The sequence below is a fragment of the Streptomyces sp. NPDC053431 genome (genome assembly GCF_044544925.1).
In the GTDB taxonomy this organism is placed as follows: Bacteria; Actinomycetota; Actinomycetes; order Streptomycetales; family Streptomycetaceae; genus Streptomyces.
Window position 1 is genome coordinate 87,870 of sequence record NZ_JBITXX010000011.1, and the last position, 22,759, is coordinate 110,628.

A 22,759-nucleotide genomic window follows, 5' to 3' on the forward strand; every position below is an offset into this window, starting at 1 on the left:
GACCCGCCCGTCCCCGAGGGGAGCGCTCCGTGTCCGACCCCGCCGCCGTGCTCGACGACCTGCGTGCCGAGAGCGAGGAGGTCGACGCTCTGGTCAGGGACTTGAGAGCCGACCAGTGGGCGGCGCCGACCCCGGCGCCCCGCTGGACGATCGCCCACCAGATCGCCCACCTCGCGTGGACCGACGCGGCCGCGCTGCTCGCCGCCACCGACCCCGAGGCCTTCGCCGCCGAGACGGAGAAGGCCCTCGCCGCGCCCGACCGCTTCGTCGACGACGGCGCCGAGGAGGGCGCGGCCCTGCCGCCCGCCGAGCTCCTCGCCCGCTGGCGCGAGGGCCGCGAGCGGCTCCACCGGGTGCTGCGCGAGGCCCCGCCCGGTACCCGGTTCCCCTGGTACGGGCCCGCCATGAGCGCCGTCTCGCTCGCGACCGCCCGGCTCATGGAGACCTGGGCGCACGGCCAGGACGTCGCCGACGCCCTCGGGGTCGTACGACCGCCCACGGCGCGACTGCGGCACGTGGCGTGGATCGGGCTGCGGGCCCGGGACTACGCGTACCTCGTGCGCGGCCTCACCCCGCCCGCCGAGCCGTTCCGGCTCGAACTCACCGCTCCCGAAGGCGTGTCGGACGCCGGGGCGGTGTGGACCTTCGGTCCCGAGGGCGCGCCGCAGGTGATCGGCGGGCCCGCGCTCGACTTCTGTCTCCTCGTCACCCAGCGGGTGCACCGCGCCGACACCGCCCTCGTCGCGCACGGCGCCGACGCCGAGGAGTGGCTGGGCATCGCCCAGGCCTTCGCGGGCCCGGCGGGGCAGGGCCGCGAGCCGAAGGAGGCCCCGTGAGGGCCCTGCGGATCGGCAACGCCTCCGGCTTCTACGGCGACCGCTTCGACGCGGTCCGCGAGATGCTCACCGGTGGTGAACTCGACGTCCTCACCGGGGACTACCTCGCCGAGCTGACCATGCTCATCCTCGGCCGCGACCTCCTCAAGGACCCCGCCACCGGCTACGCGAAGACCTTCCTGCGCCAGATGGAGGACGGCCTCGGCCTCGCCCACGAGCGCGGGGTGCGGATCGTCGCCAACGCGGGAGGACTCAACCCGGCCGGGCTCGCCGACGCCCTGCGCGCCCTCGCCGAGCGGCTCGGCGTCCCCGCCCGGATCGCCCACGTCGAGGGCGACCGCCTGCCGGCCGGCCCCGGGGTGCTCGCCGCCAACGCCTACCTCGGCGGGGCGGGCATCGCCGCCTGCCTCGACGCCGGCGCCGACGTCGTCGTCACCGGCCGGGTCACCGACGCGGCCCTCGTCACCGGCCCCGCGCAGTGGTTCTTCGGCTGGCGGCCCGAGGACGCCGACTGGCACGACAAGCTGGCCGGCGCCGTCGTCGCCGGCCACGTCCTGGAGTGCGGCACCCAGGCCACCGGCGGCAACTACGCCTTCTTCACCGCCCACGCGCCGGCCCTGCTCCGCCGTCCCGGCTTCCCGCTCGCCGAACTCCACGCGGACGGCAGCGCGGTGATCACCAAGCACCCCGGCACGGGCGGCGTGGTCGACACCGGCACCGTCACCGCGCAGCTCCTCTACGAGACCTCCGGCGCCCGCTACGCCGGGCCCGACGTGACGGCCCGCCTCGACACCGTGCGGCTCACGCGGGAGGGACCGGACCGGGTGAGGATCGCCGGGGTGCGGGGCGAGGCGCCGCCGCCGACGCTCAAGGCGGGGCTCTGCCGGCTCGGCGGCTTCCGCAACGAGGTCGTGTTCGTGCTCACCGGCCTCGACATCGAGGCCAAGGCGGACCTGGTCCGCGAGCAGATCACCGACGCGCTGGCCACGGCGGCGCCCGCCGAGGTGCGCTGGGAGCTGGCCCGCACCGACCGAGCGGACGCCGCCACCGAGGAGACCGCGAGCGCCCTGCTCCGGCTCGTCGTCCGCGACCCCGACCCCGAGAGGGTCGGCCGCACCCTGACAGGGGCCGCGATCGAGTCGGCCCTCGCGAGCTACCCCGGCTTCCATGTCACCGCCCCGCCCGGGAAGGGCGCCCCCTACGGGGTCTTCGAGAGCGCGTACGTCCCCGTCGGCGAGGTCCCGCACACGGCCGTGCTCCCCGACGGGACCCGCGTCCCCGTCCCCGTACCGGAGGAGACCCGGGTCCTGGAACCCGTACCGGAGCCGGAACTCCCGGCGCCCCCGCCCGCGGGGCCCACGCGCCGGGCACCGCTGGGGCTCGTCGCCGGGGCCCGCAGCGGCGACAAGGGCGGCGACGCCAACGTCGGCGTCTGGGTCCGCACGGAGCGGGAGTGGCGCTGGCTGGTCCACACCCTCACCGTCGACCGCTTCCGGGACCTGCTGCCGGAGACGCGGGAGCTCCGGATCGAGCGGCACGTGCTGCCCGCCCTCAGGGCCCTCAACTTCACCGTCGTCGGGATCCTCGGCGACGGCGTCGCCTCCCAGGCCCGCTTCGACCCGCAGGCCAAGGCCCTGGGGGAGTGGCTGCGCTCGCGCCACGTGGACGTACCGGAGGAGTTCCTGGGGGGCCGGCCGGAGGAGCTCCCGGGGGACCGGCCGGAGGAGACCGTCACGGACCGGCCGGACGGGGTTCTCGTGGACCGACCGGAGAAGCCCCTGGGGGACCGGCCGGACGAGGTCCTCGTGGACCGACCGGACGAGGTTCTCGTCGACCGACTGGAGGAACCGAAGTGACCGTCCTGGCCTCCGCCCTCGACACCGGCGGACCCGACTACGCGGCCCACCGCGCCGCCATGCTGGAGAAGCTCGCCGCGCTCGACGCCGAGCACGCCAAGGCGCTGGCCGGCGGCGGCGAGAAGTACACGGCCCGCCACCGCGCCCGCGGCAAGCTCCTCGCCCGTGAGCGGATCGAGCTGCTCGTCGACCCCGACACCCCGTTCCTGGAGCTGTCGCCGCTCGCCGCCTGGGGCAGCGACTATCCCGTCGGCGCCTCGCTGGTCACCGGCATCGGCGTGGTCGAGGGCGTCGAGTGCCTGATCACCGCCAACGACCCCACCGTCCGCGGCGGCGCCTCCAACCCGTGGACGCTGCGGAAGGCGCTGCGGGCCAACGAGATCGCGTTCGCCAACCGCCTCCCCGTCATCTCGCTCGTGGAGTCCGGCGGCGCCGACCTCCCCTCCCAGAAGGAGATCTTCATCCCGGGCGGGGCGCTCTTCCGTGACCTCACGCGCCTGTCCGCCGCCGGCATCCCGACCGTCGCCGTCGTCTTCGGCAACTCGACGGCCGGTGGCGCGTACGTCCCGGGCATGTCCGACCACACCGTGATGATCAAGGAGCGGTCGAAGGTCTTCCTGGGCGGGCCGCCGCTGGTGAAGATGGCGACGGGCGAGGAGAGCGACGACGAGTCGCTCGGCGGCGCCGAGATGCACGCGCGCACCAGCGGTCTCGCCGACCACTACGCCGTCGACGAGACCGACGCCCTGCGCCAGGCCCGCCGGATCGTCGCCCGCCTCCACCACCGCAAGCACCACGCGGACCCCGATCCCGTCGCCGTCGAGCCGCCGAAGTACGCCGAGGAGGAGCTCCTCGGGATCGTGCCCGGGGATCTGAAGACGCCGTTCGACCCGCGCGAGGTGATCGCCCGGATCGTCGACGGCTCGGACTTCGACGAGTTCAAGCCGCTGTACGGGCCGAGCCTGGTGACCGGCTGGGCCGCGCTGCACGGCTATCCCGTCGGCATCCTCGCCAACGCCCAGGGCGTGCTCTTCTCCGCCGAGTCGCAGAAGGCCGCCCAGTTCATCCAGCTCGCCAACCAGCGCGACATCCCGCTGCTCTTCCTGCACAACACCACCGGCTACATGGTCGGCAAGGAGTACGAGCAGGGCGGCATCATCAAGCACGGCGCGATGATGATCAACGCGGTGTCCAACTCGAAGGTCCCGCACCTGTCCGTCCTCATGGGCGCCTCGTACGGCGCCGGGCACTACGGCATGTGCGGCCGGGCCTACGACCCGCGCTTCCTCTTCGCCTGGCCGAGCGCCAAGTCGGCCGTCATGGGCCCCCAGCAGCTCGCCGGCGTGCTGTCCATCGTGGCGCGGGCCTCGGCGGCGGCAAAGGGACAGCCGTACGACGAGGAGCAGGACGCGGGGCTGCGGGCGCTGGTCGAGGCGCAGATCGAGAGCGAGTCCCTGCCGATGTTCCTCTCCGGGCGGCTGTACGACGACGGGGTCATCGACCCGCGCGACACGCGTACGGTCCTCGGGCTCTGCCTGTCCGCGATCCACACGGCACCGGTCGAGGGCGCGCGCGGCGGCTTCGGCGTCTTCCGAATGTGAGGCCCTCTGCCATGACCGAACTGATCGGGTCCGTCCTGGTGGCGAACCGGGGCGAGATCGCCTGCCGGATCTTCCGTACCTGCCGTGACCTGGGCATCGCGACGGTCGCCGTGTACTCCGACGCGGACGCCGACGCCCTGCACGTACGGGAGGCGGACGCGGCGGTGCGGCTGCCGGGGGCGACGCCCGCGGAGACGTATCTGCGCGGCGACCTGGTGGTGCGGGCGGCGCTCGCGGCCGGCGCGGACGCCGTGCACCCCGGCTACGGCTTCCTGTCCGAGAACGAGGAGTTCGCGCGGGCGGTGCAGGCGGCCGGCCTGGTGTGGATCGGACCGCCGCCGGCCGCGATCGCGGCGATGGCGTCGAAGACCCGCGCCAAGGAACTCCTCGGCGTGGCACCCCTCGCCGCCGCCGACGTCGCCGAGGACGACCTGCCCGTCCTGGTGAAGGCGGCGGCGGGCGGCGGCGGCCGCGGCATGCGCGTCGTGCGGGAACTCGTGGCGCTGGAAGGCGAGTTGGCCGCCGCGTCCGCCGAGGCGCTGAGCGCCTTCGGTGACGGCGAGGTGTTCGTCGAGCCGTACGTCGAGAACGGCCGCCACGTCGAGGTGCAGATCCTCGCCGACACGCACGGCACCGTCTGGACGCTCGGCACCCGCGACTGCTCCCTCCAGCGCCGCCACCAGAAGGTGATCGAGGAGGCCCCGGCGCCCGGCCTGCCCGCCGGCCTCGTCGACGAGCTGTACGAGCGCTCGGCCGCGGCCGCGAAGGCCGTCGGCTACGTCGGCGCCGGCACGGTCGAGTTCCTGGTCGCCGGCGGCCGGGCGCACTTCCTGGAGATGAACACCCGCCTCCAGGTCGAGCACCCGGTCACCGAGGAGGTCCACGGCGTCGACCTGGTCGCCCTCCAGATCGCCGTCGCCGAGGGCGGCCCGCTGCCCGCCGAGCCGCCGGCGCCGCGCGGCCACGCGATCGAGGCCCGGCTGTACGCGGAGGACCCTGCGGGCGGCTGGACCCCGCAGACGGGCCTGCTGCACACGCTCGACCTCCCGACCGGGCCGGGGCTGCGCGTCGACACCGGCTACGTCTCCGGGGACACCGTGGGCGTCCACTACGACGCCATGCTCGCCAAGGTCGTCGCCCACGCGCCCACCCGCGCCGAGGCCGCCCGTGCGCTCGCCCGCGCGCTGGAGCGGGCCCGCCTCCACGGCCCCGGCACCAACCGCGACCTCCTCGTCGCCTCCCTCCGGCACCCCGACTTCGCCGACCCCGGCCGGCTCGGCACCGGCTTCTACGAGCGGCACCTGGCCGTACTGACCGAGCCGCCCGAGGGCGAGGCGCAGGCGGCCGTGGCGGCGGCGCTCGCGGAGGCGGCCCGGGGGACGAGCCGCTTCGGGGGCGGCTGGCGCAACGTGCGCTCGCAGGACGAGGTGAAGGTCTACGGCGCCCACGAGGTCCGGTACCGCCCCACCCGCCAGGGCGGCTACGAGGTCACGAGCCCGCCCGGCATCCGCGCGGTGGCGGTCACGCCGGATCGCGTGCGCCTCGAAGTCGACGGGGTCGTAAGGGACTTCGAGGTGGCCCGGTACGGCGACACGGTCCACGCGGGCCGGCACCGCCTCGCCGTGGCGCCCCGCTTCCCCGACCCCCGGGAACAGACCGTCCCCGGATCCCTGCTCGCCCCCATGCCCGGCACCGTGGTCCGCGTCGCGGACGGTCTCGGGGCCGGCACCCCGGTCGAGGCCGGGCAGCCCCTCCTGTGGCTGGAGGCCATGAAGATGGAACACCGGGTCGTCGCGCCCGCCTCCGGCACGCTCACCGCGCTCCACGCCGTCCCCGGCCGCCAGGTCGAGGTCGGCGCCCTGCTCGCCGTCGTACAACCCGCTGTCGAACAGCCCGCCGTACCGACCGAAGCCCAGGAGGAAGACCCCGCATGAGCAGCCTCGTCGAGTCACCGGAACACACCGCCCTGCGTGCCGCCGTCTCCGCCCTGGGCCACCGGCACGGCCCCGGCTTCGACCGGGCCGCCCTGTGGGCCGAGGCCGGCAAGCTCGGCTACCTGGGCGTGAACCTGCCCGAGGAGTACGGCGGCGGGGGCTGCGGCATGGCCGAGCTGTCGATCGTCCTGGAGGAGGCGGGCGCGGCCGGCGCGCCGCTCCTGATGATGGTGGTGTCGCCCGCGATCTGCGGCACGGTCATCGCCCGCTTCGGCACCGAGGAGCAGCGGCGGGCCTGGCTGCCGGGCCTGGCCGACGGCAGCCGCACCATGGCCTTCGGCATCACCGAGCCCGACGCCGGCTCCAACTCGCACCGCATCACCACCACCGCCACCCGCACCGAGGACGGCTGGGTCCTCAACGGGCGCAAGGTCTTCGTCTCGGGCGTCGACATCGCCGACGCGACCCTGATCGTGGGCCGCGCCTCCGACGCCCGCACGGGCAACCTCAAGGCGTGCCTGTTCATCGTGCCGCGCGACACGCCGGGCTTCGGGCGCCGTCAGATCGAGATGGAACTCGACGCCGACGAGAAGCAGTTCGAGCTGACCCTCGACGACGTGCACCTGCCCGCCGACGCGCTCGTCGGCGACGAGGACGCCGGCCTCCTCCAGCTCTTCGCCGGCCTCAACCCCGAGCGCATCATGACCGCCGCCTTCGCGATCGGCATGGGCCGCTACGCGCTGGACCAGGCCGTGAGGTACGCGAAGGAACGCCAGGTCTGGAAGGCCCCCATCGGCGCCCACCAGGCCATCGCCCACCCCCTGGCCCAGGCCCACATCGAGCTCGAACTGGCCCGCCTGATGATGCGGAAGGCCGCCGCCCTCTACGACGCGGGCGACGACCTGGCCGCCGGCGAGGCCGCCAACATGGCCAAGTACGCCGCCGCCGAGGCCTGCGTACGGGCCGTCGACCAGGCCGTCCACACCCTGGGCGGCAACGGCCTCACCCGCGAGTTCGGCCTCGCCCGTCTGATCACGGCGGCCCGCGTGGCCCGGATCGCCCCGGTCAGCCGGGAGATGATCCTGAACTACGTGTCGCACCAGACCCTGGGCCTGCCCAAGTCGTACTGAGGCCCCGGCCGGTCGTGCCCGGGTGATACCCGGGTACGACGCACGGCCGGCTCCCGGGTACGCGCGCCCGGCCGGCGCCAGGGGCGACACGAAGGGCGCCCCGACCGCACCCCCCCCGCCCCCGCCAAACCATGCATGCACGCTTGATTGTTTCCTTCGGTGCTGCCAAGGTCTCCCCAAGCCGTACGGTTCGAGCCATCCTGTCGCCACGGTCGTCACCGTCCGACCTCGAAGGGCCACGCATGGTGTTTCACAGCGAGTTCGCGGATGTCCCGGTCGTCTCCCTCCCCGTTCACGACGCCGTCCTCGGCCGTGCCGCCGAGTTCGGCGAGCTGCCCGCGCTGATCGACGGCGCCGGCGGGGACGGGGCGCTCACGCTCACGTACGGGCAGATCGACGCCTTTCACCGGCGGGTCGCCGCGGGGCTCGCCGAGGCGGGCGTCCGGCGGGGTGACGTGCTCGCCCTGCACAGCCCCAACACCGTGCTGTTCCCGGTCGCGTTCTACGCCGCCACGCGCGCCGGGGCGGCCGTCACCACCGTGCATCCGCTGGCCACGCCGGAGGAGTTCGCCAGGCAGCTGCGCGACTCGGCCGCGCGCTGGATCGTCACCGTGTCGCCGTTGCTCGCCACCGCCCGCGCCGCCGCCGAACTCGCGGGCGGCGTCGAGGAGATCTTCGTCTGCGACACGGCGCCGGACGGCGACGGGACCCGCTCGCTCCAGGCCTTCCTCGGCTCCACCGCGCCCGAGCCCGAGCTCGCCGTCGATCCCGCGAAGGACGTCGCCGCCCTGCCGTACTCCTCCGGCACCACCGGAATCCCCAAGGGCGTGATGCTCACCCACGCCTCCGTCGCCACCAACCTCGCCCAGCTCGAGGCCCTCATGCCGCTGGGCCCCGGTGACCGGATCCTCGCGGTCCTGCCCTTCTTCCACGCGTACGGCCTGACCGCCCTGATGAACGCGCCGCTGCGGTGCGGCGCCACCGTCGTCGTGCTGCCCCGCTTCGAGCTCGACGGCTTCCTCGCCGCCGTCGAGCGGCACCGCGTCAACACCGTGTTCGTGGCGCCGCCGATCGTCCTCGCGCTCGCCAAGCATCCGGCCGTCGCGCGGTACGACCTGTCGTCGCTGCGGTACGTCGTCAGCTCCGCCGCACCGCTCGACGCGGCGCTCGCCGAGGCCTGTTCGGCGCGGCTCGGGCTGCCGCGGATCCTCCAGGCGTACGGGATGACGGAGCTGTCCCCGACCACCCACATCGTGCCGCTCGCCGCCGAGAACCCTCCGCCCGGCACGGTCGGCAAGCTGCTGCCCGCCACCGAGATGCGGCTCGTCTCGCTCGGCGACCCGGCGAAGGACGCCGCGCCCGGCGAGGCGGGCGAGATCCTCATCCGCGGTCCGCAGGTCATGAAGGGGTACCTGGGCCGGCCGGAGGCGACCGCCGCCATGGTCGACGCCGACGGCTGGCTGCACACCGGGGACGTCGGGCGGGTCGACGAGGAAGGCTGGCTGTTCGTCGTCGACCGGGTGAAGGAGCTCATCAAGTACAAGGGCTTCCAGGTCGCCCCGGCCGAACTGGAGGCGCTGCTCCTCACCCACGAGGGCGTCGCCGACGCGGCCGTCATCGGCGTGACGGACCCGGACGGCACGGAGATACCCAAGGCCTTCGTGGTCCGCCGGCCGGCCGCGCCCGGGCTGAGCGGCGAGGACGTCATGGCGTACGTGGCCGAACGCGTCGCCCCGTACAAGAAGATCCGGCAGGTGGAGTTCATCGACACCGTGCCCCGAGCGGCGTCGGGCAAGATCCTGCGCCGGGAACTGAGGGACCGCACATGAGTCTTGTCGGCACCGCACACGACCGGGGAGTCACCACGCTCACCCTGGACTCCCCGGCCAACCGCAACGCGCTCTCGGCTCCGCTGGTGACCGAGCTCGCGGACGCGCTCAGCGCGTGCGGCAAGGACCCGGGGGTCCGGGCGGTGGTCCTCGCCCACACCGGCGCCACCTTCAGCGCGGGCGCCGATCTCAAGGCGCCGCCCGGCCCGTACGCGTTCGTGGACCTGCTCCGGCAGATCGTCGAGCTGCCGAAGCCGGTGGTCGCCGTCGTCGACGGGCACGCCCGGGCCGGCGGCCTGGGACTCCTCGGCGCCTGCGACGTCGTCCTGGCCTCGGAGGCCTCGGACTTCGCGCTCACGGAGGTACGGATCGGGGTCGCGCCCGCGGTCATCTCGCTGACGCTGCTGCCGAAGCTGGAGCCCCGGGCGGCGGCCCGCTACTACCTGACCGGCGAGCGGTTCGGCACGGCGGAGGCCCGCGCCATGGGCCTCGTGACGGCCGGCAAGGGGGATCTGGACGCGGTCCTGGAAGGGCTGCGCGGGGCCTCCCCGCAGGGGCTGCGCGCGGCGAAGCGGCTGGTCACGGCTAGAGTCCTGGAGACCTTCGAACGCGATGCGGAGGAGCTGGTCCAGCTGTCCGCCTCGCTGTTCGCCTCGGCCGAGGCGCGCGAAGGGATGACGGCCTTCCTCGAACGACGGGACCCGACGTGGCGGCTCTGACCGGCCCGAAGCAGGACAGGAGCCGCGCCACCCGGCAGCGGCTCCTGGAGGCGGCGGTGGCCTGCCTGGCCGAACACGGCTGGGCGGGCTCCACCGTCTCGGCGGTCGCCGAACGGGCCGGGGTGTCCCGGGGCGCCGCCCAGCACCACTTCCCGACCCGCGAGGACCTCTTCACGGCCGCCGTCGAGTACGTCGCCGAGGAACGCTCCCAGGCCCTGCGCACCCTCCCGACGCAGGACCGCCGCGCGGTCGTCGCCGCGCTCGTGGACCTCTACACCGGCCCTCTCTTCCGGGCCGCCCTCCACCTGTGGGTCGCCGCCTCCAACGAGGACCAGCTCCGGGCCCGCGTCACCGAGCTGGAGGCCCGGGTGGGCCGCGAGTCCCACCGCATCGCCGTCGAACTCCTCGGCGCGGACGAGTCCCGCCCGGGCGTCCGCGAGTCCGTCCAGGGCCTGCTCGACATGGCCCGCGGCCTCGGCCTGGCGACCCTCCTCACGGACGACCGCGCCCGCCGGGAACGCGTCGTGGCCCAGTGGGCGGCGCTCCTGGACGAGGCCCTGGGCTGACCGCCGGGGGCGGTCGTCCCACCGGGCGGGCCGGGTGAGCACACCCCGGCCCGCAGTACGCTTGTCGCATGCTTTCGCTCGTACGTCGCCGCCACGTGGATCTTCTCCGCGTCGCGAGCATGGGTTGTCCGGGTTCTCGCTGACCCCTCGCCCCACCCCTCTCGTACACCCCCCGCGGACGCACACCATGAGTTATCCCTCGCAGCTCCCCATCGTCGACCTCTCCGCCGCCGACCGAGGCCCCCAGGCCCGGCGGCTGCTGCACGCCCAGCTTCATTCCGCCGCCCATGACGTGGGCTTCTTCCAGCTCGTCGGGCACGGTGTGACCGCGGGGGAGAAGCTGGCGCTGACCTCGGCGATGCGGGCGTTCTTCGCGCTGCCGGAGGCGGAGCGGCTGGCCATCGACACCACGTACTCGCCGCACTTCCGCGGGTACACCCGGGTCGGCGACGAGCGGACCGGCGGGGCCCGGGACTGGCGGGACCAGCTGGACATCGGGGCCGAGCGGCCCGCGCACGTGCCGGGGGCGGGGGAGCCCGCGTACTGGTGGCTGCAGGGCCCGAACCAGTGGCCCGCGACGCTGCCCGAGCTCCGGCTCGCCGCGCTGAACTGGGTCGAGCGGCTGTCCGGCGTCGCCGAGCGGCTGCTGCACGAGCTGCTCGCCTCGATCGGCGCCCGGCCGGACTTCTACGACGCCGACTTCGGCGCGCACGCCCACCCGCACCTGAAGCTGGTCCGCTACCCGGGCAGCAGCGGCGAGGGCGACGACCAGGGCGTCGGGGCGCACAAGGACTACGGCTTCCTGACGCTGCTGCTCCAGGACGACGTGGGCGGGCTGCAGGTGGAGCGGGAGGACGGGATCTTCCACGACGTGCCGCCGCTGCCGGGGGCGTTCGTGGTGAACCTCGGGGAGCTGCTGGAGGTGGCGACCAACGGCTATCTGGTCGCCACCAACCACCGCGTGGTGTCACCGCCCGGGGCGACGGAACGATTCTCCGTCCCGTTCTTCTACAACCCGCGGCTCGACGCCCGGATCGCCCCGCTGGAGTTCCCCTACGCGGCCGCCGCCCCCGGCGTCACGGCCGACCCGGCGAACCCCCTGTTCGCCGAGTACGGCTTCAACGAGCTGAAGGGCAAGCTGCGCGCCCACCCCCTGGCGGCGGCCCGGCACCACGCGGACCTGCTGGTCAAGGACGGTCAGCCGGCGATGTCCGTGATGTCCGAGTAGCCCTCGATCTCGCGCGGGTCCCGCTGCCCGGGGCCCGTGTAGCGGGCCGAGGGACGGACCAGGCGGCCGGTGCGCTTCTGCTCCAGGATGTGCGCCGACCAGCCGGCCGTGCGGGCACAGGTGAACATCGAGGTGAACATGTGCGCCGGGACCTCGGCGAAGTCGAGGACGATCGCGGCCCAGAACTCGACGTTGGTCGCCAGGACGCGGTCGGGGCGCCGGTTGTGCAGCTCCTCCAGGGCCGCCTTCTCCAGGGCCTCCGCGACCTCGAAGCGCGGCGCGGCGAGCTCCTTGGCGGTGCGGCGCAGCACGCGGGCGCGCGGGTCCTCGGCGCGGTAGACGCGGTGGCCGAAGCCCATGAGGCGCTCGCCCTTGTCGAGGGCCTGCTTGACGTACGCGGTGGCGTCGCCGGTGCGCTCGATCTCCTCGATCATGCCGAGGACACGGGACGGCGCGCCGCCGTGCAGCGGGCCGGACATGGCGCCGACGGCGCCGGACAGGGCGGCGGCCACGTCGGCGCCGGTGGAGGCGATGACGCGGGCGGTGAAGGTGGAGGCGTTCATGCCGTGTTCGGCGGCCGAGGTCCAGTAGGCGTCGACGGCCTTGACGTGCTTCGGGTCCGGCTCGCCGCGCCAGCGGACCATGAAGCGCTCGACGATGGACTGCGCCTTGTCGATCTCGCTCTGCGGCACCATGGGCCGGCCCTGGCCGCGCGCCGACTGGGCGACGTACGAGAGGGCCATGACGGCGGCGCGGGCGAGGTCGTCGCGGGCCTGCTCGGCGGAGATGTCCAGGAGCGGTTTCAGGCCCCAGACCGGGGCGAGCATGGCGAGCGCGGACTGCACGTCGACGCGGATGTCCCCGGAGTGCACCGGGATCGGGAAGGGCTCGGCGGCCGGCAGACCCGGGTTGAAGGCGCCGTCGACCAGCAGGCCCCAGACGTTGCCGAAGGAGACGTGACCCACCAGGTCCTCGATGTCGACCCCGCGGTAACGGAGGGCGCCGCCCTCCTTGTCGGGTTCGGCGATCTCCGTCTCGAACGCGACGACTCCTTCGAGCCCGGGTACGAAGTCGGACATGAGGCGGCTCCTGATTCACGAGGAACGACTGATCGATGATCAATCATTCGGCCGTTGGCTTGGTGGAGGGCAACAGCGATCCAGGGGATGAGTCTGTACGGTTCCGATGATGCCGGGAAAGGTGACATCCGGCACACTCCGCCGAACCGGCGAGGAAGGGTTAGCCGCACGCGGTGCCGGGCAGACTCCCGCGCTACGGCAGGATGGCCCTGTGACCGACGCTCTCGATCCCGCCGACATGCGCGAGCAGTACCGGACCATGGAGCTCACCGTGGCCGACCTCGCACCCGAACCGATCGAACAGTTCGCGCGCTGGTTCAAGGAGACCGCCGCCAACCCGGCGATCCACGAGCCCAACGCGATGGTCGTCTCCACCGCCGCTCCCGACGGCCGCCCGTCCTCCCGCACGGTGCTGCTCAAGCACTACGACGAGGCCGGCTTCGTGTTCTACACGAACTACGGCTCCCGCAAGGGCCAGGAGCTGGCGGCCAACCCGTACGTGGCCCTGCTCTTCCCCTGGCACCCGCTGGCCCGCCAGGTCATCGTCACCGGCCGGGCGGCCCGCACCGGCCGCGACGAGACGGTCGCCTACTTCCGCACCCGCCCGCACGGTTCGCAGCTGGGCGCGTGGGCCAGCCACCAGTCCTCGGTGATCGAGTCGCGCGCCGAGCTGCTGGCCCGCTACGAGGAGCTGGCCGCCCGCTACCCGGAGCGCGAGCAGGTGCCGGTGCCGCCGGAGTGGGGCGGCTTCCGGGTCGTGCCCGAGACGGTGGAGTTCTGGCAGGGGCACGAGAACCGCCTGCACGACCGGCTGCGGTACGTACGGGACGGGGAGATCTGGCAGGTCGAGCGCCTGTCTCCGTGACGGCCCCGGAACGCAGGCGACCCGTGGGCCTTGGTCCCGTCCGCCTAGGTTCGGACAGGAGCCGGCCGGACTGACCGGCGGCCCACGGGTCGGGTGACTGCGTTGGTGTTCGGCAGAAGGCCTGCCGAGGTGCACAGAGTGCGACGGCAGGCCTTAGCCCGCAGTCACCTCACGAGTCCGAAAAGAAACCATTTTTTCGGATCACCTCCTTTCGCGTGTGCCCACACCCTAAGAACCGCTCCGCTCCTCGTTCAACCCCTTTTTTTCGCTGTCACGCTCCGATGCGACCCCGATGCGCTCCGGATAGCCCGCGCAATACGGGGCCCGATACGGCGCTCGGGTTGGCTCGGTGGCACGAGGTCACCGACGAGCGGGGGAGTCATGGGCAGCACTGTGGTGCAGAAGTTTGGCGGCAGCTCGCTCGCCACCACCGGACATCTGCGCCGGGTGGCCCGCCGGATCGCCCGTGTCGCCGCGTCCGGCCGACGCGTCGCCGTCGTCGTCTCGGCCCAGGGCAAGACCACCGACCACCTCATCAGCACCGCCGGCGAGATCAACCCCGACGCCGACGGCCGCGAGCTCGACCAGCTCCTCGCGACCGGCGAGGCGGCCTCCGCGGCCCTCACGGCCATGGCCCTGCAGCGGCTCGGCACCCCGGCGACCGCCCTCGCGGGCGCCCAGACCGGGATCCTCGCCGCCGGGCCGCCGGGCGCGGGCGTCATCGTCGCCATCGACACCGAGCGGGCCGAACGGCTCCTCGACGCCGGCCAGGTCGTCGTCATCGCCGGTTTCCAGGGCGTCGACGCGGCCGGCGACATCATCACGCTGGGCCGCGGCGGCTCCGACACCACCGCCGTCGCCGCCGCGGCCGAACTCGGCGCCAGCCACTGCGAGATCTACACCGACGTCCCCGGCGTGCTCACCGCCGACCCCCGCCTGGTCCCCGCGGCCCGGCTGATGCCCCGGCTCGACATGGACGTCATGGCGGAGATGGCCTTCGCCGGCGCGAAGGTCATGCACTCCCGCGCGGTCGAACTCGCCGCGCTCTGCGGCCTCGACATCCACGTCGGCCACTCCGCGGCCCCCGAGGTCGGCACCCGTATCCACGTGACGGACGGAGACACCATGCTCGAGACCCAGGCCGCCGTCATGGCGGTCGTCCACGACCAGGACGCGGCCCGCGTCACGGTCCGCACCCCCGGGACGGCGGAGAACCCGGCGCTGACCGTCTTCCGCGCGCTCGGCCAGCAGGCCGTGCCGGCGGACATGACCTCCGTGCACGAGGAGCGCGGCGGCGGCCACACCATCGGGCTGACCGTGCCGCACACCCGGGTCGCGGCGGTACGGGAGTTCCTGGCCGCGCACGCCGCCGACGGAGCCGACGCGCTCACCGTGGACGACACGGTCGCGAAGGTGTCGATCGTCGGCAAGGGCCTGCTCAGCCGCCCCCAGTACGCGGCCCGGATGCTGTCCGCGCTCACCGACCGCGGCATCAGCGCCGGCGCCTTCTCCGCCTCCCAGCTGCGCATCTCGGTGACCGTGCCGCGCGCCGAGACGGCCCGCGCCGTCCGGCTGCTGCACACCGAGTTCGAACTCGACGGCTCGCCGGACGACAGCCCGCTGACCCTCGCCACCCGCACGTGAGCCACCCGCACGTGAGCCACCCGCACGCGCGCCGGCCGCACATCGGCCCCGCACCCGTGCGCCACCCGTACGTGAGCCGCGTCCCCGGGCGCCACCCGTATCCGAGCCACCCGCACACCGCCCCCCTCTGGGAGAAGAACCGATGACCGAGCAGTTGTCCTTCGCCCGCCGTCTACGGCTGCGGAGGCTGTACCGCCACGCACCCGACCGGCTCCTCGTCGTGCCGCTCGACCACTCCGTCACCGACGGCCCCGTGACCGGCGGCAGCCGGGTCGGCGCGCTCGTCGGCGACCTGGCCCGCCACCACGTGGACGCCGTCGTGCTGCACAAGGGCGCGCTGCGGCGGATCGACCCCGAGTGGTTCGCGCACACCTCGCTGATCGTGCACCTCAGCGCCAGTACCGTGCACGCCCCCGACCCGAACGCCAAGTACCTGGTGGCCGGCGTCGAGGAGGCGCTGCGGCTGGGCGCCGACGCGGTCAGCGTGCACGTGAACCTGGGGGCCGACGAGGAGCGCGAGCAGGTCGCGGACCTGGCGGCGGTGGGCGACGCCTGCGACCGCTGGAACGTCCCGCTGCTCGCGATGATGTACCCGCGCGGCCCCAAGATCGCCGACCCGCGGGACCCCGCGCTGGTCGCCCACGCGATCCAGCTCGCCGCCGACCTCGGCGCCGACATCGTGAAGAGCCCGTACGTCGGCTCCGTCGAGGCGATGCGGGACGTCACCGCCACCGCCGCGGTCCCGGTCATCGTGACCGGCGGCCCCCGCAACGACGACGAGGCGGCCACCCTCGCCTACGTCGAGGAGGCCCTCAGCGGCGGCGCCGCCGGCATCGCCATGGGCCGCAACGTCTTCCAGGCCCCGAACCCGGGCGCCCTCACCGACAAGCTTTCCGACCTCGTGCACGGACGGCGCACCACCGCCTCCGCCCCGCCGCACCACCCGCACCGGGTCGTTCAGACCACTCGCTGAAGCGCAAGCAGACCGACAGATCAGGAGAGTTCCGTGAAGATCAGCTGGCTCGACATCCGTTCGCTCGGCGAGGCCCGTGAGGCGATCCTCCAGGAGGCGCTGCACCACCGTGTGGAGGCCGTCGTCGCCGACGACACCGAGCACCTCAAGGACCTGCCGCCGACCATCACCAAGGTCCTTTTCCCGCAGAACAAGCCGCTGCCGGAGGACTTCGGCGACGCGACCGTCGTCATCGTCGACCCGGCCAGGCACGGCGTGACCCCGGCCGAACTCGCCCTGAAGCACCCCGAGGTGGAGGTCGGCCGGTTCGTCGAGATCATCGACGCCCCCACCCTGGAGGACGCCTGCGAGTCGGCGCGCACCGAGAAGTGGAGCGTGCTGCTGTTCCGCGACCCCACGAAGATCCCGCTGGAGATCGTGATCGCGGCGGCCGCCCGCGCCACCGGCTCGCTCGTCACCGTCGCGCAGGACGTCGAGGAGGCCGAGATCATCTTCGGCGTCCTGGAGCACGGCTCGGACGGCGTCATGATGGCCCCGGCGAAGGTCGGCGACACCGCCGCCCTGAAGCGGGCCGCCGAGGCCGACGTGCCGAACGTCAACCTCACCGAGCTGCGCATCGTGGAGACCACCCACATCGGCATGGGCGAGCGCGCCTGCGTGGACACCTGCACCCACTTCCGCGAGGACGAGGGCATCCTGGTGGGCTCGCACTCCAAGGGCATGATCCTGTGCGTCAGCGAGACCCACCCGCTGCCGTACATGCCGACCCGCCCGTTCCGGGTGAACGCGGGCGCGATCCACTCGTACACGCTGGGCAAGGACGAGCGCACCAACTACCTCAGCGAGCTCAAGGCCGGCAGCAAGGTCACCGCGGTCGACGTGAAGGGCAACACGCGGCTGGTCACGGTCGGCCGGGTGAAGATCGAGTCCCGTCCGCTGATCTCCATCGACGCCGAGGCCCCCAACGGGCAGCGGGTCAACCTGATCCTCCAGGACGACTGGCACGTCCGGGTCCTCGGCCCCAACGGCGTCGTGCTCAACAGCACGGAGCTGAAGCCGGGCGACGTCGTGCTCGGCTACCTGCCGAGCGAGGACCGGCACGTCGGCTACCCGATCGACGAGTTCTGCCTGGAGAAGTAGGTCCCCGCGGTGCGACGCCCCGGCCGTGCCACCCCTCACGGGTGGCACGGCCGGGGCCGTCTCACACGGTGGCCGCGCCGGCCCGGACGTCCGCCGGGGGCTCGGCCGGCCCGCGCCGCACCGCCCGGCTGAGGAACACCGCGACCGCGCCGGTCAGGCCGGCCGCGGCGAAGACGAAGAAGCCCCACCGGCCGTGGCCGTGGGAGAAGAGATAGCCGCCCAGCCAGGGGCTGAGGACGGCGCCGAGCCGCCCGACCCCGGCCACCCAGCCGAGCCCCGGGGCTCGCAGCTCCGCCGGATAGAGGCCGCCGGCCACCGCGTACACCATCGTCGAGGCGCTGTAGAGCCAGATCCCGGTCACCGTGACGACGACGTACGTCACCGGCACCGGCATCCGCACCGAGAGCAGCAGCAGGGAGCCGGCCGTGAGCACGAACCAGGTCCCGGCCACCGGTACAGCGCCGAACCGGGAGGCGACCCAGCCGGCCAGCAGCATGCCGGCGATGCCGCCCGCGTTGACCGCCATCAGGAAGCCGACCGAGGAGCCGAGCCCGTAGCCCGAGACCCGCATCAGCTGCGGCAGCCAGGTGCTCAGGCCGTACACGAGCAGCAGCCCGCACCCGGAGGCCAGCCACAGGAGCAGCGTGGCCGCCCGGTGCTCGCGGCCGACGAGCGCGGCCACGGCCCGCACCCGCTCCCCGGAGCGACCCCGGGCGGCCAGGCCCCGGGCGGCCACGCCCTCGCCGGACGCGCTCCGGCCGGACCGGGTCCGGTTGGCGAGGACGGTCGGGGACTCGGGCAGGAAGCGGAGCAGCAGCGGTACGGCGACGAGCGCGGGCACGACGCCCGCGGCGAAGGCCCAGCGCCAGCCGTACGAGGGCGCGAGGGAGAGGCCGACGCCCGTCGCGGCCATGCCGCCCGCGTGGTACGCCGACATGAGGACGCCGGTGGCCAGCGGCACCCGGCGCTCGGGCGTGAACTCGGCGACGACGGCGAGGCAGACGGGGATGAGCCCGCCCAGGCCGAGGCCGGTGAGGAAGCGTCCGGCGCCGAACACGCCGATCGAGCCGGCCGCCGCGCAGACGCCGGAGCCGGCGGAGAAGGCCAGGACGCAGCCGACGAGCACCGGGCGGCGGCCCACGCCGTCGGTGAGGCTGCCGCAGCCGAGGGCGCCGATCAGCATGCCGAAGGTGGTCCAGCTGCCGATGGTGCCGGCGGTCGCCGCGTCGAGACCGAACGCGGCGTCGTCGAGCATGTACGGCAGGCCCGCGCCGTACACCATGACGTCGAAGCCGTCGAAGAAGACCGCCGCCCAGCACAGGGCGAGGACGGCCACGGGGGAGTGTCTTCGGAGCACGATTACCTCCACGGGGTGGGGAGACACGAAGGCGCCGGACCCCGGCCTCCGAGGAGACCGCGGTCCGGCGCCCGCCGGGTGTCACTTGTCGTAGCGGTACCACTTGGTGTGGTCGATCAGGTCCTTGGGCCGCATGGTGTGCCAGGGTCCCAGCAGGGTGTTGATGTCGGGGACGTCCTGGGTGGGCTCCAGCGGCAGGTAGGGCGGGACCTCGGGGTTCCGGGCCTGCCACAGCGCCCAACAGCGGTCGATCATGCAGTGGTTGAGGAAGAACACCGGGTCGTTGGGCGAGCCGATGTACATCATGTGGCCGCCGACCCACACGTGACCGGCCGCGTGCAGCTTGCCGGCGCTCTCCTCCCAGGCGAACTTGGTGTAGCCCTCCAGGTGGTTGCGGAAGCTCGCGTACGGCGGCTCGCTGCCCGCGGTGTGGTTGAACGGCGCCGAGTCGTACACCTTCAGGTTCAGGGTGTCGTCCAGCTGCTTCGGGGTGGGCAGCTTGTCGGTCAGGGTGCCCATGTCGCGGACCAGGAAGTCGCGGTCGTCATGGGTGTAGTTGCCGTTGAGGGCCGGGTTCTCGTCGCCGACCGGGATCACGCTGACGTTGAGGACCCAGCCGTTGTCCCGGGCGAAGGGACCGGTCATGACCCGGCGGTCGCCGGGGCGCCCGTTGCCGCCCATGAACGTCTCGTCCCACAGCGGGGAGTCCACGCCGTGGTCGGTCGTCCAGTCCCAGTACGGCAGGGTGACCCGCGGGTCGACCTTCTGCAGCTCGCGTTCGAAGCGCAGCAGGTACTGGCGGTGCCAGGGCAGGAAGCCGGGGTTGATGTGGCCCAGCCGCTTGCCCGTGATCTTGTCCAGGTAGTCCTGGGAGTTGACGCGTATGTGCAGGTCGACGAAGCGGTCGTAGATCCCTCTCCGCTTGATCTCCTTGACCGCGTGGATGAATCGGCGCTTCTCCTCGGCCGTCATGTCGAGGTGGTTCTTGCGTACGTGCACCATGGCGGAGCTCCGTTTCGGGGACGGTCGGGTCAGGCGGGCGTCGTGGCGTCCATGACGTGGGCGCCGTGGACGGTCGGGAGCAGCTGGGCGCCGCGGAGCTCCTCGACGGCGCGCCGGGCGGCGACCAGCGGGGTCGGCGCCATCGCGTAGTGGCACAGCGAGCTGAGGTAGGCGTCGTCGGCGAACTTCATGAGGTGCAGCGGGCGCCCGTCGATGTGCACGCCGCCGTCGGCCGCGACCCGGATGGTGCGGCCCTGGTACGTCTCGGTGTACTCGCCGTTCGCGGAGCCCGCGGCCTGGGCGGGGGCCTCGTCGGCTCCGGCGGCGCCGGTGGCGAACGGGACCGCTGCGGCGGAGGCGGCGAGGGCCGCGCCGGCGGTCAGTTTGACCATGTCGCGTCGCTTGATGGACACGGTGGTTCCCTTCGTTGTGAGTGAGTGACCACGTCAGGCCGCGGCCACGACGCCCTTGGGCTCCAGCAGGAACTGCGTGTAGTTGTCGTCGTGCGGAATGCCCGGCACCGCCGTCCACGGCAGCACCGCGCCGCGGGTGACCTTCCGGACGCTCGGCTCGCGCACGGCCGCGTCGACCAGCTCCTCGTCCTCGGTGAGCAGGTTGAGGGCGAGGGACGCGCGCAGCGGCGCGACCCCGTCGGCGGGCGTCCACGGCGCCACGACCACGAAGGGGAACGGCAGCTCGGTGCCGACCGCCGGGTGGTCCACCCGGTCGACCGACAGCACCAGCGGCCGCAACAGGTGCGACCCGTCGGCGAGTTCGACGACCGTGGCGGCGCCCGCCGGGTCGTGGCCCGCGCTGTGGTCGGTCACCCCGGGGGCCGCCCGCAGCTCGTCCACCTGGCGCCGGATGCGTGCCGCCCGCTCCCGGTCGGCGACCAGCAGCGTGGCGCCGGCGGTGGTGACGGGCACGCTCGGCAGCGCGGCCAGCCGCCGGGCCAGCGCGTCGGCGACCTCGTGCACCGGGCGGGTGGTCAGGACCGCCGAGAGGTTGGTGCAGCGGGTGCCCCCGTCGAAGGAGGCCGAGAGCGCCAGGTGCGCGACGGTCGGCTCGTCGGCCTCGGCGTCCAGGAGCGCCTTCGTACGGCCGGGGCCGCGGACGGCGACCGTCTCGTCGCCCTGCCAGCGGCGTACGGCGCTGTCGCCGCCGTACACGATGCCGCGGTCGGCCTCCTTGAGGAGGAACTCGCCGGTCTCGTGCGAGGCCGGCAGGAACGCCAGCTTCTGCGCGGGCAGTCCGGCGGCGAGCAGCGCCCGGGTGAGCCGCAGCGGGGTGAACGGGTCCCGGCTGCCCGGCTTCACGGCCACGCTGTAGCCGTGGAAGAGGGCCTGCGCCCAGGTGACGTTGGGCGTCGGGTGGTTGCTGGCCATGACGGCGGCGAAGACCCGTCCGCGCGGCACCCAGCGGGTCACGAAACCGGCGCCGAAGCCCGTGCCGGGCAGTTCGGCGGCGGTCGTCTCGGACAGCTCGCGCAGCTCGTCGACGAGGTCGCGGACGGACTGGGCGACGGCGGCGGCCGTGAGCCCGGTCGCGTACGAGACGCGGTCGGCGTAGTCCTCCGGCGACTCGCCCTCCAGGGTGGCCTCCTCGAACAGCTCGGCCGCCCGGTCGAAGACCTCCTGGGGGACCGGGACGCCGTCGGCGTGGGCGCGCAGCTCGCGCAGCGCGGCGAGCGCCATGAGCCGCGGGGCGGAGCCGACGTCGGCGAGGTCGCCGCCGCGCACGTCGGGCAGCCGGCCGCGGTCGGAGCTGGTGACGGGTCGGCCGCAGACGAGCGGGTCGACACCGATCGGCCGGTCGTCCGCCATCAGTAGACCCCCTCGATGACGCGCACGTCGTCGACGGCGCGGTAGGTCTGCACGTCGGCGAGGCCGTCCACGGGGGAGCCGGGGCGCGGGGCGATCCGGATCGCGCTGTCCCGCTCCAGGACGTTGGGCAGGAACATCTCCTCGGCGACCAGGTGCAGCCGGACCCGGCCGCGTTCCCCGTACGCCACGGGCTTGCCCTCGTCGTCGACGAGTTCGAGGCGGGTGGTGGCGGGGTACGGCTCGAAGACGCACGGGTGGCTGTCGCCGGGGACGGCGGGGCGCTGCGGGGCGACGCCCATGAGGCTGTTGCCGTAGACGCCGACGACGGCCGCGTCGGGGAAGAACTCCTGGTCGAGCATCCGCAGGCTCTCGGCGCTGATGGAGGTGCCGGCCCAGATGACCGCCCGCACGTTCTTCCGCACCAGCTCGTAGAGCGCGGGGCGGGCGCAGATCGCCTCCAGGAGCGGCGGGGTGGAGCTGAGGACGGCCACCCGCTGGCTGGCCAGGATCGTCTCGGCCTGGTCGAGCAGGTGCTGGACGTAGCGCTCGGCCTCGTCCTCGCGGCCGTCGGCGAGCAGCCGCTTCACCCAGCGCGGGTCGAGGTCGACGGTGTGGAAGAGGGCACCGGACAGGGCGGCGTAGCGGGAGACGTCGTAGCCGATGACGTGCGGTCCGCTCGGGCCCAGGTGCAGCCAGTCGCCCTCGGCGGGCACCCCGCTCTCGACGAGCCGCTGCCGGGCCCAGACGAGGAGTTCGGCGCGGGCGGCGCTGTCGACGATCCGCTTCGGGGAGCCCGTGGTGCCGCCGGAGTCGTACACGCGGAAGACGCGGTCGGAGACGCCGCGCGGGATGAGGTCGCCGACGGGCACGGTGCGCAGTTCGGCGCTGACGTCGGGGAAGCGGGTGAGGTCCGCGAGCCCGCCGATGTCGGTGAGCGGGTCGAAGCCGAGGCTGTCGCGCTTGGCGAGCCAGAACGGGGAGCCGGTGTCCGCACCGAAGTGCCAGGCCATCGACTTCCGTATGTGCAGGTCGAATTCCGTGGTCGGGGAGTCGGTCATGACGAGTACTGGTCTCCTTCAACGCGAAGAGGCGCCGACGAGCCCATCCTTCGGTCGGCGCCTATCGCGGCTGTATTGGTGTTGTTTCGGTGCCGGGCCCGCCGGGGACCCGGCGCCGG

At 73.6% G+C, this 22,759-nt stretch carries 20 protein-coding genes; 14 read left to right on the forward strand and 6 right to left on the reverse strand.

Annotated features, from left to right (window positions below):
• Positions 1-29: 29 nt before the first annotated feature.
• The 10 genes from ACIGXE_RS24265 to ACIGXE_RS24310 all read left to right on the forward strand — a co-directional run bounded on the left by ACIGXE_RS24265 (position 30) and on the right by ACIGXE_RS24310 (position 11,699).
• On the forward strand, positions 30-836 hold the full coding sequence (locus ACIGXE_RS24265) for a TIGR03084 family metal-binding protein (protein ID WP_399750731.1): 807 nt from the start codon (positions 30-32) through the stop codon (positions 834-836).
• Positions 833-2,692, forward strand: coding sequence for an acyclic terpene utilization AtuA family protein (locus ACIGXE_RS24270; RefSeq protein WP_399750733.1), 1,860 nt, complete (start codon positions 833-835; stop codon positions 2,690-2,692). Before ACIGXE_RS24265 ends, ACIGXE_RS24270 begins: the two co-directional genes overlap by 4 nt.
• Complete coding sequence (locus ACIGXE_RS24275) at positions 2,689-4,293, forward strand: acyl-CoA carboxylase subunit beta (protein ID WP_399750734.1); 1,605 nt, start codon at positions 2,689-2,691, stop codon at positions 4,291-4,293. Before ACIGXE_RS24270 ends, ACIGXE_RS24275 begins: the two co-directional genes overlap by 4 nt.
• A 20-nt stretch (positions 4,294-4,313) precedes the next feature.
• Positions 4,314-6,227: a biotin carboxylase N-terminal domain-containing protein gene (locus ACIGXE_RS24280; RefSeq protein WP_399751071.1), complete on the forward strand. Its 1,914-nt coding sequence runs from the start codon at positions 4,314-4,316 to the stop codon at positions 6,225-6,227.
• A complete protein-coding gene (locus ACIGXE_RS24285) occupies positions 6,224-7,357 on the forward strand; it encodes an acyl-CoA dehydrogenase family protein (protein ID WP_399750736.1) in 1,134 nt (377 codons plus the stop codon). Before ACIGXE_RS24280 ends, ACIGXE_RS24285 begins: the two co-directional genes overlap by 4 nt.
• A 242-nt stretch (positions 7,358-7,599) precedes the next feature.
• Complete coding sequence (locus ACIGXE_RS24290; RefSeq protein ID WP_399750738.1) at positions 7,600-9,186, forward strand: 4-coumarate--CoA ligase family protein; 1,587 nt, start codon at positions 7,600-7,602, stop codon at positions 9,184-9,186.
• Positions 9,183-9,905 (forward strand): enoyl-CoA hydratase family protein, encoded by a 723-nt coding sequence (locus ACIGXE_RS24295; protein ID WP_399750740.1) that lies wholly within the window; start codon positions 9,183-9,185, stop codon positions 9,903-9,905. The genes ACIGXE_RS24290 and ACIGXE_RS24295 overlap by 4 nt, the downstream gene beginning before the upstream one ends.
• A complete protein-coding gene (locus ACIGXE_RS24300; protein ID WP_399750742.1) occupies positions 9,893-10,471 on the forward strand; it encodes a TetR/AcrR family transcriptional regulator in 579 nt (192 codons plus the stop codon). Before ACIGXE_RS24295 ends, ACIGXE_RS24300 begins: the two co-directional genes overlap by 13 nt.
• A 68-nt stretch (positions 10,472-10,539) precedes the next feature.
• Entirely contained in the window at positions 10,540-10,614 is a 75-nt protein-coding gene (locus ACIGXE_RS24305) for a putative leader peptide (protein WP_393005668.1), read from the forward strand.
• Positions 10,615-10,658: 44 nt separating this feature from the next.
• A complete protein-coding gene (locus ACIGXE_RS24310; protein WP_399750744.1) occupies positions 10,659-11,699 on the forward strand; it encodes an isopenicillin N synthase family dioxygenase in 1,041 nt (346 codons plus the stop codon).
• Here ACIGXE_RS24310 and ACIGXE_RS24315 read toward each other — a convergent pair.
• Positions 11,669-12,778, reverse strand: a complete 1,110-nt coding sequence (locus tag ACIGXE_RS24315) for a citrate synthase 2 (protein ID WP_399750746.1) — start codon at positions 12,776-12,778, stop codon at positions 11,669-11,671. The genes ACIGXE_RS24310 and ACIGXE_RS24315 overlap by 31 nt on opposite strands.
• Positions 12,779-13,016: 238 nt before the next feature.
• On the opposite strand from ACIGXE_RS24315, the gene pdxH reads away from it, so the two are divergent.
• The 4 genes from pdxH (at position 13,017) to griH (ending at position 17,400) form a co-directional block, all read left to right on the forward strand.
• Positions 13,017-13,643, forward strand: a complete 627-nt coding sequence (pdxH, locus tag ACIGXE_RS24320) for a pyridoxamine 5'-phosphate oxidase (protein ID WP_399751074.1) — start codon at positions 13,017-13,019, stop codon at positions 13,641-13,643.
• Positions 13,644-14,024: 381 nt separating this feature from the next.
• Positions 14,025-15,287: an aspartate kinase gene (locus ACIGXE_RS24325; protein ID WP_399750748.1), complete on the forward strand. Its 1,263-nt coding sequence runs from the start codon at positions 14,025-14,027 to the stop codon at positions 15,285-15,287.
• Positions 15,288-15,429: 142 nt separating this feature from the next.
• Positions 15,430-16,260: a 2-amino-3,7-dideoxy-D-threo-hept-6-ulosonate synthase gene (locus ACIGXE_RS24330; RefSeq protein ID WP_399750750.1), complete on the forward strand. Its 831-nt coding sequence runs from the start codon at positions 15,430-15,432 to the stop codon at positions 16,258-16,260.
• Positions 16,261-16,293: 33 nt separating this feature from the next.
• Positions 16,294-17,400: a 3-amino-4-hydroxybenzoic acid synthase gene (griH, locus tag ACIGXE_RS24335; protein ID WP_399750752.1), complete on the forward strand. Its 1,107-nt coding sequence runs from the start codon at positions 16,294-16,296 to the stop codon at positions 17,398-17,400.
• 61 nt (positions 17,401-17,461) lie between these two features.
• Here the strand turns inward: griH and ACIGXE_RS24340 are convergent, their stop codons facing one another.
• The 5 genes from ACIGXE_RS24340 to ACIGXE_RS24360 all read right to left on the reverse strand — a co-directional run bounded on the left by ACIGXE_RS24340 (position 17,462) and on the right by ACIGXE_RS24360 (position 22,640).
• On the reverse strand, positions 17,462-18,757 hold the full coding sequence (locus ACIGXE_RS24340; RefSeq protein WP_399750754.1) for an MFS transporter: 1,296 nt from the start codon (positions 18,755-18,757) through the stop codon (positions 17,462-17,464).
• Positions 18,758-18,838: 81 nt separating this feature from the next.
• Positions 18,839-19,759 (reverse strand): grixazone synthase, encoded by a 921-nt coding sequence (gene griF / locus ACIGXE_RS24345; protein WP_399750755.1) that lies wholly within the window; start codon positions 19,757-19,759, stop codon positions 18,839-18,841.
• A 29-nt stretch (positions 19,760-19,788) separates the two neighbouring features.
• Entirely contained in the window at positions 19,789-20,172 is a 384-nt protein-coding gene (locus ACIGXE_RS24350) for a tyrosinase family oxidase copper chaperone (RefSeq protein ID WP_399750757.1), read from the reverse strand.
• A gap of 33 nt (positions 20,173-20,205) precedes the next feature.
• A complete protein-coding gene (locus ACIGXE_RS24355; RefSeq protein WP_399750759.1) occupies positions 20,206-21,582 on the reverse strand; it encodes an aldehyde dehydrogenase family protein in 1,377 nt (458 codons plus the stop codon).
• Positions 21,582-22,640, reverse strand: a complete 1,059-nt coding sequence (locus ACIGXE_RS24360; RefSeq protein WP_399750761.1) for a phenazine biosynthesis protein — start codon at positions 22,638-22,640, stop codon at positions 21,582-21,584. The genes ACIGXE_RS24355 and ACIGXE_RS24360 overlap by 1 nt, the downstream gene beginning before the upstream one ends.
• Positions 22,641-22,759 lie beyond the last annotated feature (119 nt).